At 72.5% G+C, this 14,170-nt stretch carries 8 protein-coding genes; 6 read left to right on the forward strand and 2 right to left on the reverse strand.

What is annotated here, in order from left to right:
- Positions 1 to 382, reverse strand: a 382-nt coding sequence (locus VFW71_05160) for a hypothetical protein (GenBank protein ID HEU5002152.1), incomplete at its 3' end; no start/stop codon positions are given.
- Positions 383 to 755: 373 nt separating this feature from the next.
- A complete protein-coding gene (locus VFW71_05165; GenBank protein ID HEU5002153.1) occupies positions 756 to 2,183 on the reverse strand; it encodes a trypsin-like peptidase domain-containing protein in 1,428 nt (475 codons plus the stop codon).
- A 445-nt stretch (positions 2,184 to 2,628) separates the two neighbouring features.
- Here VFW71_05165 and VFW71_05170 point away from each other — a divergent pair, with 445 nt between their 5' ends.
- The 6 genes from VFW71_05170 (at position 2,629) to VFW71_05195 (ending at position 14,099) form a co-directional block, all read left to right on the forward strand.
- Positions 2,629 to 3,135: a MarR family transcriptional regulator gene (locus VFW71_05170; GenBank protein HEU5002154.1), complete on the forward strand. Its 507-nt coding sequence runs from the start codon at positions 2,629 to 2,631 to the stop codon at positions 3,133 to 3,135.
- The gene (locus tag VFW71_05175) at positions 3,136 to 4,821 is read left to right on the forward strand and encodes a chloride channel protein (protein ID HEU5002155.1); all 1,686 of its coding nucleotides are present in this window, start codon (positions 3,136 to 3,138) and stop codon (positions 4,819 to 4,821) included. It abuts the gene before it with no gap.
- A gap of 114 nt (positions 4,822 to 4,935) precedes the next feature.
- Positions 4,936 to 6,582, forward strand: a complete 1,647-nt coding sequence (murJ, locus tag VFW71_05180) for a murein biosynthesis integral membrane protein MurJ (GenBank protein ID HEU5002156.1) — start codon at positions 4,936 to 4,938, stop codon at positions 6,580 to 6,582.
- A 401-nt stretch (positions 6,583 to 6,983) separates the two neighbouring features.
- On the forward strand, positions 6,984 to 9,770 hold the full coding sequence (locus VFW71_05185; protein ID HEU5002157.1) for a hypothetical protein: 2,787 nt from the start codon (positions 6,984 to 6,986) through the stop codon (positions 9,768 to 9,770).
- A gap of 111 nt (positions 9,771 to 9,881) precedes the next feature.
- A complete protein-coding gene (locus VFW71_05190) occupies positions 9,882 to 10,910 on the forward strand; it encodes a GNAT family N-acetyltransferase (protein ID HEU5002158.1) in 1,029 nt (342 codons plus the stop codon).
- A 201-nt stretch (positions 10,911 to 11,111) separates the two neighbouring features.
- Positions 11,112 to 14,099, forward strand: coding sequence for an AAA family ATPase (locus VFW71_05195; GenBank protein HEU5002159.1), 2,988 nt, complete (start codon positions 11,112 to 11,114; stop codon positions 14,097 to 14,099).
- Positions 14,100 to 14,170: the final 71 nt, after the last annotated feature.

The raw sequence follows: 14,170 nt of genomic DNA on the forward strand, positions 1-14,170 counted from the left end.
TCACGCACCGGGGGGCGACCCGGTGCACCTGGGCCAGGCGGCGCAGGCCGGTGGTGGTCATCTCCTCGGGGGAGACCAGCACCACGTCGGGTGCCTCGGCCACCACCTGCTCGACCACCTGGGTGGGGTGGTCCACCAGGATCACCTTGGGCTCCGGGGACTGCTGGCGTGCCGCCCGCTCGATGTCGTGGGAGAAGGTTCCCTTGCGGTCCACGACCAGGATCTTCATCGGCCCGGTCACCATGGGTGGCGGCCCGTCGCCGGCGGCGCGGTCGGTCCAGTGCACGTCGTGCCAGGGCACCGGTTCGGCGACGGACCAGTGGCGGGCGAACAACCCCCGGCCCCCGCTGTGGTTGTGGTCGTTGTGGTCGTCGTTGTGCATTTCCCGCACGCCTCCTCGACCCACCCGAAATTGACCGCCGACAATGACTGACCTGATGGCCTCGGCGTATGCCGCACCCGCCGAGAGGACTCTCACTGGGAAATATCGGAACCCCGCCAGCGGGCCTGCATAGTCGCTTCGAACCGTCTTTCACAGCCCCATGTGCGGGCAGGGGTGCCCCATTTGCGGGAGGCCGGGGTGGCCCGGGGGAGGCGCACGGCTAACCCGCCCGGCCCGGCCCGGAACCGCTGGGCACGCAGCCCCGCCGCGGACGCGCCGGAGCCCCGGTCGGCCTCGACCGCGGGAGGGGCGGGAGGCCGGTGCCGGGGCTCCGGGCGTTGTTCGGGGCGATCCGGGCTGGTGCTGGGAAGGTCTAGTTCACCGGCCCCGTCCCCAGGGTGATGTGCGCCGAGTGGCTCCTGGCCGTGCCGTCGGTCCAGCTGACGTTCACCGAATCGCCCGGATGGTGCGCCTGCAGCGCCGACGTGAGGTCGCTCGCCGAGTCGATCGTCTTGCCGTCGGCCGAGGTGATGGTGTCACCCGCCTGGATGCCCGCCGAGGCTGCCGGCGTCCCGGAGAGGACCTGCTGGACCAGGGCTCCGCCGCTGCTCCCGGAGACCTCGACGCCGAGGAACCCGGCCTCACCGATATGCACCGAGCCGGACGTCTTCCCGGACTCGATCTGGTGGGCGATCGACAGGGCCGTGTTGATGGGGATGGCGAACGACACGCCGCCGGCGGCGTTGAAGCGGAAGTTCTGCGAGGCGGCGGTGTCCATCCCGATGACCTTGCCGGCCGAGTTCACGAGCGGGCCGCCCGAGTCGCCGGGCTGCAGCGGGGCGCTGGTCTGGATCAGCCCGCTCAGCTGCTCGGAGTTGCCGCCGTAGTCGTCCGAGGCGGTGATGGCCTGGTTCAGCTGCTGCACCTGGCCCTCGACCACGCTGGGCGTCCCGCCCTGGCCGAGGGCGTTGCCGATGGCGACCACGCTGTCGCTCACCGCGACCTTGTTGGAGTCGCCCAGCGCGATGGTCTTCAGCCCCGACGCGTTCGCCATCTTGATGATGGCGACGTCATCGGACGGGTCCGTGCCCAGCACCTTGGCGCTGTAGGACTGGCCCGTGGTGACCACCGTCACCCGGATGCTCGTCGCCCCGCTCACCACGTGGTTGTTCGTGAGCACCTCGCCGTCGGCGCTCAGGATCATGCCGGTGCCGGCCGCGGTGCCCTGCTGGTAGCCGAGCACGGTGTTGACGTCCACCACCCCGGGATCGACCTTGGCCGCCAGGGCGAGGGCCTGGGCGGAGGCGGTGCCGTTCTGGGTGACCTGGCCGCCGTTGCCCCCGCCGAAGATGTTGCCGAACGGGTTCCGGTTGTTGGCTGACGGCGTCGTGGTTTGCCGGGTGGCGAGGCTGATGCCGAGGACTGCTGCCACGAACAGCGCCACGGCGGTGAGCGCCGCGGTCCAGGCGTGCCGGCTCCTGCGGGGGGGCGGGCCGCCCGGCTGGCCCCACGGCGGCTGGCCGTAGGGATAGCCCGGGCCGCCATAGCCGCCGTATCCGCCGCCGTAGCCCCCGCGGTACTGCTCCCCGTAGGGGGGCGGGTAGCCCGAGGGATTCCGGTAGGGAGACCCGTAGCCGGGGCCCGGGCCGTACGGGGATCCGTAGGGCGGGGCCGCCGGGTATCCCGGCGCCGGAGGCTGACCCTGGCCGCCCCCTCCCATCGGGCCGGGCGGGGTGGGCGGGGTGGGCGGACCCGCCGGGGTGGGCGGGGGCAGCTGGTGCGGGGCCCACGCCGCCGGCACCGGCCACGTCCAGGCACCGGCCCCGCCCGGTGGAGGGACCTGCGGCCCCGGAGTGGGCGCCGCGGGCTGGGGTGCCGGATCGCCGGGACCCGCATCCCGGGGACCACTCGGCCTGTCCATGGGCTGGGTCTGCGCGCCCCACCCGGCCCACGGTCCGGGAGCGGGCGTGGGCTCGGTACGGTCGCCCTCCCCCGCCGGATTGAACCCCGGTCGGGGCGGAGGCGTCCACACGGGGCCCGTGGGGGGAGTGTCGTGGTCCATTGCCATCTCCATTGTTCCCGGCCCGCAGCACCTGATCGGGGTCGCTGAGCCGCTCGTGGCCGTCTCGGACTTCGTCGATCACCAGTGAAGCGCACGGACCGCAGCGTTACCTTTGGTTTTCCTGTTGATTTCCTGAGAACACATCGGCCAGGCCCGCGCCACCTATAATTGCCGCCGACAATCTTTGTCGAGAGCAATTCTGGGGGGCGCCGTCGACACCGATGAGGAGACGCTGGTCAGCGCGGTGCTGGTCGCCTCCCGGGTCCTCGTCGCCGTCGCTGCGCGGTCGCTGGCTGCGGCACCGGCTGACATTACCCTGGCGCAGTACCGGGTCCTGGTGGTCCTCGCTTCCCGCGGGCCGCAATTCCCCACCGCGCTGGCCGGGGAGCTCCGCTCCTCCCCGTCGTCGATCACCCGCCTGTGCGACCGCCTGGAAGCCAAGGGCCTGCTGACCCGGGCGTCGGCGCCGGACAACCGCAAGCAGGTGGTCCTGGCCATCTCGGCGGCCGGGAAGCGGGTGGTTGATGCCGTGACCCGGGTGCGCCGAGCGGAGATCGCCGGCCTGGTGGCGGCGGTGGTCCCGGGCCGCCGGGGCGCGGTGGTGGCCGCCCTGAACGATCTGGCGGCCGCCGCCGGTGAGGTGCCGGACCACTCGTGGAGCCCCTCATGGGCAATCGGTTGGGAAGCCTGAGTGGGCGTCGCCGCCCGGGCGGAGCAGCTCCGGGCACTGGGCCGGCGCGGCCGGCTGGTGCTGGTCATTGCCGGGCTGACCGGCGGCGCCACCGGCCTGGCGGTGGCGGGCTTCGAATGGGTGACGCGCGACGCCCTCTTCGGCCTCCTGGCGCACCAGGCGGTCGCGGTGCGGGTCCTGGCTCCCCTGGCCGGGCTCCTGGTGGCCGCCGGCGCTCTCCAGTGGATTGCCAAGAACCCGTCGCCCGCCACTGCGGACGAGTACATCCGCAACGTGCACGAGGTGGGCCGGCGCATGGACCTCCGGCCGCTCCCCGGGCGCATCCTGGCCAGCATCGCCACGCTGGGCTCCGGGGGATCGATGGGCTACGAGGGACCGTCGATCTACCTGGGTGCGGGCATCGGCTCCGCCCTGCAGGCCCGGTTCAGCCGGATGTTCTCCCGCGACGACGCCAAGGTGCTCCTGGTGGCGGGGGCTGCCGCCGGCGTGTCCGCCATCTTCCGGGCGCCGGCCACCGGGCTGGTCTTCGCCCTCGAGGTGCCCTTCCAGGAGGGCTTCGGCCGGCGCCACCTGCTCCCGGCGGGTGTGGCGGCGGCGACCAGCTACCTCGTCTACGCCGCCTTCTACGGCACCGCGCCCCTCATCCCGGTCAGCGGCTCACCCCCCTTCAACCTCACCGACCTCCTGGGCGCCGTCGTTCTCGGAGCGGTCTGCGGGTTGGCGGCCCGGTGGTTCGCGCGGGCCCTGGTGGGGGCCAAGCACATCGCCTCGCGATGGAACCCCTGGGCCCGGGCGCTCGCCGGGGGGCTGGGCCTGGCGGCCTCGGCCAGCCTCGCCTACGCGGTCTTCGGGTCGCCGTACACCCTGGGGGCGGGCTACGACAACCTCGACTGGGCCTTCAACCCGCACCGGGCGGTCGCCCTCGTGGTGGGACTCCTGCTGCTCCGGGGCGCCGCCACGGTCCTGACCGTTGCCGGCGGGGGTTCGGGGGGGCTGTTCATCCCGCTGGTGATCGAGGGCGCCCTGGTCGGGCGCAGCATCGGGGGTCTCTTCCGGACCTCGTCCACCGCCAGCAACTTCTTCCCGCTCATCGGCGTGTCCGCCTTCCTGGGCGCGGGCTACCGGGTGCCCCTGGCCGCGGTGGTCTTCGCCGCCGAGGCGACCGGCCGGCCGGGCTTCATCGTCCCCGGGCTCCTCGCTGCAGTCGTGGCGCAGCTGTTCGTCGGGTCGGCATCAGTCTCCCCCTTCCAGATGGCGGCGCAGGCGGGACACCTGGAGCGGCGCTTCCCGCTCCCCATCGCCAGCGTCCTGAACCGTGACATCGCCAGCACGCCCCCGGACACCACGCTGGAGGAGTTCGTCAAGGTCCACGCCCTCCGCCGCCGGGAGCACGCCGTGCCGGTGCTGGACGCCGGCGGCACCTACCGCGGCATGGTGCGGGTTGAGGAGGTGATCGAAACCCCGAAGGAGGACTGGCCGACCGTCACCGTAGCCGACCGTATGCGCACCGACTTCCCGGTCGCCGAACCCACCTGGCGGCTCCGGGACGCTCTCCGGGCGATGGAGCAGGCGGACGTCGACCTGTTGCCGGTGGTGGAGCAGGGACGTTTCATCGGCGTGGTAACCACCGCCGAGATCTTGAAGCTCGACGACATCCTGAAGATGACCACCGGCGAGGAGACCTGAGAGCCAAAAGACGAGATCTGAGGCCGCGTCGGGTTCCGGCCCATCCAAGCGCCGCATGGGGAAGCTGTCGCGGATTTCCCGGACTGCTCCCCGCTTCCCGGTAGCCTTTCCAGCATGACGCAGCGGAGGGCTCGCCCGCCCGGGCGGGGGCGCGGGGACCCGCTGGCCGCCACCCGCGGCATGGCACTGGGCACCCTGGCATCCCGCGGCACCGGTTTCATCCGCACCCTGGTCATCGCGGCCGCCATCGGCACGACGGTCGGGGACGCCTACAACATCGCCAACACGATCCCCAACATCATCTACGAGCTCCTGCTGGGCGGCGTGTTGACCAGCGTGGTGGTCCCGCTGATCGTGTCCGCCGCCAAGCGGGACGGCGACCGGGGGGAGGCGTACGCCCAGCGCCTTCTGACCCTGGTTGTGGTGGGCCTGGCGGCGGCGAGCGTCCTGGGCGTGGCCTTCGCCCCCCTGATCAGCCGGGCCTACTTCGGCAGCGGTCCGGAGGTCGCCCGGCGAGTGGCCCTCGCCACAGTGTTCGCCCGCTTCCTGCTCCCCCAGATCCTCTTTTACGGGGTGGGAGCCCTCCTCGGGGCGATCCTCAACGTGCGGGGGAGCTTCGCCCCCCCGATGTGGGCACCGGTCCTCAACAACATCGTGGTGATCCTCACCGGGGGGCTTTTCATCGCGGTGACGAGCGTGGCCGGGGTGCAGGCGGGCCGGCTCACCGCAGGGCAGGAGTTCCTGCTGGCCGGCGGCACAACCCTGGGCATCGTGGCGCAGACCGTGGCCCTCCTGCCCGCCCTGCGGCAGGTACGGTTCCGGATCCGGCTGCGCTGGGACCTGCGCGGGGTGGGGCTCGCCCAGGCCGGCCGGCTCGCCGGGTGGGTCTTCGTCTACGTGCTGGCGAACCAGGCGGCCTACCTGGGCATCACCCGGCTGGCGGCGCACAGCAGCTACGGCGGGGCGGGCGGTGGCGTCTACAGCATCTACACCTACGCCTTCATCCTGGCGCTCCTGCCCCACTCGGTGGTGGCGGTGTCGGTGATCACGGCCCTCCTGCCCCGGATGAGCGCCAGCGCCGCCGAGGGCCGCCACCAGGCCGTGGCCGACGACCTGGCCCACGGCATCAAACTCTCCGCCGTCGTCCTGGTGCCGGCTGCACTGGCCTCGATCGCCCTCGGCCCCCTCATCGGCACCGTCCTGTTCGCCCACCACGCCAACAGCCTCTCGACCGGCCGGCTCATCGGCGCCACGCTGGCCGGGTACGCGGTCAGCCTCGTCCCGTTCTCGGCGTTCCAGCTCCAACTGCGGGCGTTCTACGCCCTGCACGACACCCGCACCCCGGCACTGGTCAACATCGCCCTGGCGGCCATCAACTTGGCGGTGGACGGCGTCCTGTTCCTCGCCCTGCCCCCTCGGGAGCAGGTGGTGGGGCTGGCCCTCGGGTACTCCGCCTCCTACATCGCCGGCTATGCCTGGTTCTCGGTCGTGCTCCGCCGCCGGCTGGGCCGCCGCCCGCAGGCCCGGGTGGGGCGCACCCTGGTCCGGCTGACCCTGGCCGCCGGGGTGGCGGCGGTTCCCGCCTACCTGCTGGCGAGAATGGTCACCACCGTGATGGGCCTCGGGATCATGGGATCCCTGCTGGGCATCGGCGCCGGGCTGGCGGTCGGGACGCCCGCCTACCTGGCGGTCGTCGAGCGCATGCGCATCCCCGAGCTCGCCGAAGTGAGCGATCTGGCCCGGGCGCGGTGGCGGCCCTAATCGGCGGGTTCACCAGTTGCCTTGAGGCCTGAGCGTCCGATGAAGGAACTTTAACGGGAGATGTGGGGTCCGAACGGGATAACTTGGCCAACGAGCCACATCGCGGTTCATGTCCTGCTTTCGGACCGGTATGGCGGTGTGAGATGGTTGGGTCCGACGTGCTGGGCCGAGTCCGGCTAGGGTCACCGACGCATCGCCGGGGGGCAGCGTGCTGGTAGAGGCTGTACGAAGCAAACGAAACATCCGTCCGGGGGCAACGCCCCCATCCCCCGCGTCACCGTGGACACCGGTCGCGCGCGGGCTGTCCGTATCAGCCATCTGAGTCATGGGTCTGTATTCAACGGTCTGATCTACAGGGAGGGGTCGATCCAATGGGGCGTCACCGCATCGAGGGGGGAACCGTGAGGAGAAAAGCACTCGGCATCCTGCTGCCCGTCTGCGTCATCGCCGGTGCCGTGGTGGGTGGTGGCCTCTTCATGGCGACCGCGGGCGCGGCCCAGCCCACGCCGACGTTCCACCAGTGCCCGAGCGTGGGCTTCGACACCGGGTGCCAGATCCTCATCTGGATCGACGCCACCGGCACCGTCCACTTCCTCACCGATCCCGCCCAGCCCACCTTCAACGGTAGCGAGGACACGCTGATCGGGGTCCAGAACGACTCGAACTCGACCCTCGGAGCCATCACGCTGCAGGGTACCGGGACCGACTCCCAAGGCAACGCGGTGGGCGACTTCGCCTTCGACCAGGACGGCGTGTGCTCCGGCGACAACGAGTCGGGCAACTCCGGCTTCGTGGCGCCCCCGGCGGACTGCCCCTACGACCCGTCGGGCTACGCCGGGCCGAACAACACCTTCACGAACATCACCACCGTGACGACGACTGCAGATCAGGGCACCGTGCAGTTCAAGGTCGCCATCATCCCGGGGGGCAGCACCTACTTCTCGCTCGAGGGCAACATCAACACCGCCAACCTCCACGTCATCAAGGCCTCCCCCACCCTGACCACCAGCACGCCTTCCACGGCGGCTTTCGGCTCCACCCTGGGTGACACGGCCACGCTGAGCGGGGCCACCACCCCCACCGGCAGCGTGGTCTTCTCGCTCTACGGCCCCAATGACCCGCACTGCACCGGCGCCACCGCCTACACCAACACCGTGCCGGTCGGCAACGGCACCAACCTCGCCTCGGGAAACACCGGCACCAACCTGGCGCCGGGGCTCTACGAATGGGTCGCCACCTACGCCGGTGACGTGAACAACAACCAGGCCACCAGCGGGTGCGGCAACGAGCCGGTCACCGTCGGGCAGGCGACCCCGACGCTGTCCACCAACGCCACGGTCAGCGTCACGGCCGGCAGCGCCATCTCGGACGCCGCCGTGCTGGGCGGCGGCTCGTCGCCGACCGGCGCCATCACGTTCGCCGCCTTCGGCCCGAACAACAACTCCTGCACCGGCACGGCCGCCTACACCTCGGTCTCGGTGACCGTCACCGGCGACAACACCTACCACTCGTCGCCCGCCTTCGTCCCCACCGCCCCCGGCACCTACCAGTGGGTGGCGACGTACAGCGGCGACGTCACCAACACGATGGTCACCGACCCGTGCGGCTCGGCCAACGAGTCCAGCATGGTGATGATGGCGGCCCTCGCCAACCCGACCGTCACCACGACGGCCCATGGCGCCGGAGCCATCGGCGGGACGATCAGCGACACCGCCTACCTTGCGGGGGGCAACAACCCGACCGGCTCGATCTCCTTCAAGGTCTACGGCCCGGGCGACACCTCGTGCAGCACTTCGCTGGCCACCCTGGCGGCGACCGTCAACGGCAACGGGACCTACCAGTCGGGCCCCTACTCGCCCACGGCCGTTGGTACCTACCGCTTCGTCGCCACCTACGCCGGCGACAACGCCAACAACCCGGCGCATACCGGGTGCTCTGACCGGGGCGAAGCGGTGACGATCATCAAGGCTCACCCCAGCCTCACGACCACGGCGTCGCTCAACGGCACCAGCACCACCGACGTGGGCCACCTCACCGGAGGGTTCAACCCCACCGGCATGATCCACTTCAAGCTCTACGGGCCCAACCCGACCACCTGCACCCAGTCGATGGGCGGTTCGGACAACACCGTGAGCGGCAACGGCAACTACACCTCGTCGCCGGTCAGCGTGACGGCCCCGGGCACCTACACCTGGACCGCCACCTACAGCGGGGACAACAACAACGACGCCACCACGGTCACCGGGTGCGGCACTGACCCGAATGAGACGGTCAACCTCAACAAGGCCCGGGTCACCATCACCACCCAGGCGTCGAAGAGCGTCGCCGTGGGGGACAACATCCACGACACCGCAACCATCTCCGGCGGCAACAACCCGGGCGGCACGCTGCAGTTCGCTCTCTACGGTCCGGGCGACACCAACTGCAGCCAGGCTCCCTACTACACGCCGCAGCCCGTGCCCGTGAACGGCGACGGCAGCAACTACTCCTCGGGCGACTACACCGCAGCGGTCGGTGGCACGTACCGCTGGGTGGTCACCTACAGCGGCGACGGCGCCAACCTGCCGGCGATCAGCCCGTGCAACGCCCCCAACGAGTCCGTGGTGGTGGTGCCGACGATCATGACCGGGCGCTCCTACGCACTGCAGGCGCAGGTCAACCTGCTGGGCATCCTCGGCGTGGACATCCCCCCGGTGGCCGACACCGGCCACATCGAGACGCCCGACGCCTCCCAGACCGCACCGTGCACCGTGGTCACTACCGGCCTCATCCAGGCCAGCGTGCTCTGCGGCAGCGTGGTGACCTCCACCCGGCCCGAGGACCACTCGGTGGCACAGGCCCACGTGGCGAACGTGACCATCCACCTGGGTCAGATCGTCAACATCCTCAACCTGGGTGACATCACCGCCGACGTGATCGACACCACGTCGACCACCAGCTGCGACGGCTCCCATGGCGAGATGACCGTCGCCAACCTGCGCATCGGCGGCGTCCTGCACGCCCTGGTGACCGTGGCGCCGAACACCGGCATCGAGATCGAGCCGGGCATCGAGCTGGAGCTGAACGAGCAGAACCCGGTGCCCGGCGGCCTGCAGGTCAACGGTTTGCACCTGTCGATCGACCTGCTGGGTATCAGGGCCGATGTGGTCATCGCCTCCGCCACGAGCGACATCCACAACTGCCCGTAGGCACCACCGTGTAGGCAGTCCGAGGGCCGCCCTTCCGGGGGCGGCCCTCCGGTTTTGTGGGGCCTCTTCCCCTTCCGGCTCCACTGTCTTTCCCCTGCGGTAGCGTGCGGTATGGACGAGGTTGAGCGCCGCCACCTGGAGCGCACCCTGGCTGGCGCCGAGGCCGCCCTGGTGCGCTTCGGGACGGTCACCCAGCACAAATCCCGTTGGCGGATAGCCGCCACCCTGTGCACCAAGGGGGTGACTCTCGTGCAGCTGGGCCGCTACGAGGAGGGCCTGGCGGTGTGCTCGGAGGTGCTGGCCCGCTACGGGACCGCCGACGAGGCGCCTACCCGGGCGTTGCTGGCCGGGGCCCTGCGCTACCGGCGTGCCGCCCTGGCCGGACTCGGGCGCACCGAGGACGAGGTGGCGGCGTGCGACGAGACCGTCGCCCGCTTCGGCGAAGCAACGGACCCGATCCTGCGCGACCAGGCGGCCGCCGCCCTGGTGGACAAGGGTGACCTGCTGGCCGCTGCCGGCCAGGAGGCCGGTGCGGCGACCGCCTGGCGGCAGGCCCTCCAGCGCTACAGATCGGCAGGCGACGCCACCCCCGAGCTGGGCCCCGCGCTCGAGCATGCCCGGCGCCGGTTGGCTGCGCTGCCGGTGGACCTGCGCCCGTGCCGTCCCGACGACGAGGAGGCGGCGGCCGCGCTCATCATCCGGGCATTCGAGGAGTTCCGGCCCGAGATCAGCCAGCAGTTCTGGGAGCGGTTCGTCGCCGGGGCACACCAGCAGGCCACCCGGCCGCGGGGCACCGAGCTCGTCGTCGCCGAGCAGGCGGGGACGCTGCTCGGTGCGGTGACCTACTGCCCGGCGGGGGGCAGGTACGGCGGGGCGTCCTGGCCCGCCGTGTGGAGCGCCATCCGGCTGCTGGGCGTCGACCCCAGCGCCCGCGGGCTGGGCGTGGGGCGGCTCCTGGCGGCCTGGTGCGTGGCCCGGGCCCGGGAGCTGGGCGATGAGGCGATCGGCCTGCACACCTCCGGGTTCATGATTCCCGCCCGGCGGATCTACGAGGCCCTAGGCTTCGAGCGCTGGCCCGACCTGGACGTCACCCCGGAGGGTGCCCCCCCGGCGCTCGCCTACCGCCTGCTGCTGGCCTGACCGCACCGGCTCCGCAGGTTACGTGCGAGATTCGCCGCCATTTTGGCGGTCAAACTCGCAGGAAACGCTCGGGTCCCCGGGCTAGGGCCTACCTCGATCGGGGCGGCGCTCTGCGCCCCAAACCCGACCTGCGCCGGAAACCCGGACACTCCGTATACTTCGCCGCCGAGCGACCGGGATGCTCGGGGAGGAGGGTCCGCGGTGCCGGGACGGCAATCGAGCCCCGAGCTCATCGGGCGGACCGGCGAGCTCGGGCAGTTGGTGCGTGCCCTGGAGCGGGCGTCATCGGGGGCCGGCACCAGTGTCCTGCTGACCGGCGAGTCCGGGGTGGGCAAGACCCGGCTCCTCACCGAGTTCGTCGGCCAGGTGCGTGACCGGGCGACAGTCCTGGCGGGCGCCTGCCTGGATATCGCCGACGGGCCGCCCCCCTACTGGCCCGTCCTGGACGCGCTGGGCACCCTTCCCGAGGCCGTCGGCCTCCCCGGCATCCCGGGTACGGGCGCCCCCGATGTCTCCGTCGATGCCGGGTCCGCGCTGGATGCCGCCGGGCTGCAGCGGGCGCAGGAGCAGCGCTTCGCCCTCCTGCTCGAGGCCCTGCGGGCCGCCGCCCGGCGCCGCCCCGTGGTGCTGGTGATCGAGGACCTGCACTGGTCCGACCGGTCGACCCGGGACCTGCTCACATACCTGGGCGGCCACCTCCCGGGCACCGCGGTGCTCCTGATCCTCAGCTACCGGTCGGACGCGGTGGCCGCCGACCGGAGCCTGGTGACCTGGCTGGGGGAACGGCTGCGCGCCGGCACGGAGTTCATCGATCTTCCCCGCCTGACCCGGCCGGAGGTGACCGCCCAGCTGACCAGCATCCTCGGGGGGCCGCCCAAGCCGGAGATCGCCGACGCAGTCTGGATGGGCTCGGAGGGCAACGCCTTCTTCGCCGAGGAGATCCTGGCCGCCCTGGTCTCGGGCCGCTCCGAGATCCCGGCCACACTGCGCCAGGTGCTCTCCGGCCGCCTCGCCCTGCTGAGCGGCCCGGCGGCGCAGGCACTCGCGATGGTGAGCGCGGCGGGGTCGCCGGTCCGCCACGACCTGCTGGCCGCCATCGGCCTGATGAGCGAGGCCGACCTCCTCAAGGCGACCCGGGAGGCGGTGGAGCACCAGGTCCTCCTGGTGGACAGCCGCACCGGGGGCTACAGCTTCCGCCACGCCCTCCTGCGCGACTCGGTCGACGAGCAGCTGCTCCCGGCGGAGCGCACCACCCTCCACCGGCTGTGCGCCCAGGCGCTGGAGGCCGATCCGCAGCGCGCAGTGGGCTCAGCCCGGGCGGCCATTGCCGCCCACTGGTTCGCCGCCGGGGATCCGGAACGGGCGGTCCCCGCCCTCCTGGAGGCGGCCGCCGAAGCGGAGGCCGGCTCCGGCTTCGCCGAGGCCTGCCTGCTGCTGGAGCGGGCCCTCGGCCTCTGGGACCGGGCGCCGCGGGCCACGGGTGGGCTGGACCACGCCCAGGTGCTGCTGCAGGCGGCCGAGCTGGCCAACCTGGCCGGCGACCACGACCGCGCCGTCCAGCTGGCGGAGCGAGCGATCGACGTGCTGGGCCCCGACCAGCCCTCCGCCCGCTCGGCGGGTGCGTGGGAGCGCCTCGGGCGGTTCCAGTGGGACGCCGGCGCCAGCGAGGACGCCCTGGCCGCCTACCGGCGGGCGGCGGAGCTGACCGCCGCCGACCGGGAGAGCCCGGTCGGCGCCCGGGTGCTGGGTGCCCAGGCGAGCGCCCTCATGCTGGCCGGGCGCTACCAGGAGTCCCAGCCCGCTGCCGAGGAGGCCCTGGCCCTGGCCCGCCGCCTGGGGCTGCGCCGGGAGGAGGGCGAGGTGCTGGCCGTGCTGGGATTCGACCTCGCCTACCTGGGCAACCCGGCGGGCACGTCGCTCCTGCACGACGCCCGGGCGATCGCCGAGGCCGACGGGGACGCGGACGCCATCGCCCGTTCCTTCATCCACCTCGCCCGGCTGCTGTCCGAGCCGCTCAGCCTGTTCGACGAGGCGATCAGCGTCGCCGACGAGGGCATTGCCCGGGCGCGCGACCTCGGCCTGGAGCGGTTCCACGGCGCCGCCCTGCAGGCGCTGGCGGTCAACACCCTCTTCCGGGTCGGGCGCTGGGGGGAGGCGGGCCAGCGCCTCCAGGAGGCCTTCGACCGCAACCCGGAAGGGGCCGCAGCGCTCGACCTGGCGCTGGCCCGGGCCAAGATCTCCATGGCCACCGGCGACTTCGCCGGGGCTGCCGCCGACCTCCGGGCGGTGGCCGCAGGCTCGACCCGGGCGGTGGACCCCCGGTTTCTCGCCCCGGTCCTCACGCTCGAGGCCGGCCTCGCCCTGTTCGAAGGGCGCCTGGACGACGCCCGCCAGGCGGTGGCCGAGGGCATGGCCCGGCTCAGCGCCAGCCAGGAGGTGTGGTTCGCCGGGCCGCTGGTGTGGCACGGGCTCCGGGCGGAGGCCGACCGGGCGCAGCAGGCCCGGGTGCACCGCGCCACCGGCGAGCTGGAGGGTGCCCGGGCGACCGGGCGGGACCTGCTGGAGCGGCTGGGCCGCCTGGCGGCCACCCTCGATCCCGCCGCCCAGACTGTCCACCGCACCGTGGCTGCCTACCAGCTCATGTCCGAGGCGGAGTGGACCCGACTGGAGGGGCGCAGCTCGCCCGACCTGTGGGTCGAGGCGGCGGCCACCTGGGTGGCCCTGGAGCAGCCGTACCCGGCGACCTACGCCGGCTGGCGGCTCGCCGAGGCGTACCTTGCCACCCAGGCCCGCTCGGCGGCCGCAGCCCAGGCGGTGCGGGAGGCCCATGCCCAGGCGGTCGGCCTGGGCGCCGAACCGCTCCGGCGGGAGGTGGAGGCTCTGGCGGCCCGGGCGGGCATCAAGCTGGCCTCCCCCGCGGGCGGAACGCCGCCCGCCCAGAGCATGCCCCCGGCCCGCTCGGATCCCGCAGCCGGATCCCTGGCCCCCCTCACCCCGCGGGAGGTCGAGGTGCTCCGCCTGGTCGCCCGGGCGCACACCAACCGCGAGATCGCCGACCTGCTGTTCATCTCGGTGAAGACCGCCGGGGTCCACGTCTCCCACATCCTCGAGAAGCTGGGGCTGCGCAGCCGGGTGGAGGCCAGCGCCTACGCCCAGCGGGCGGGCCTGCTGGACGACCCGGGCGCCTGAGCCTCACGCCGAAGTAAGGCGTCCCGGCACCGAGAAATACGGCGTTCTCCCGATGTGGCGAGCCCCCCTGC

It is taken from the genome of Actinomycetota bacterium (genome assembly GCA_035765775.1).
Taxonomy (GTDB): Bacteria; Actinomycetota; CADDZG01; order JAHWKV01; family JAOPZY01; genus DASTWV01.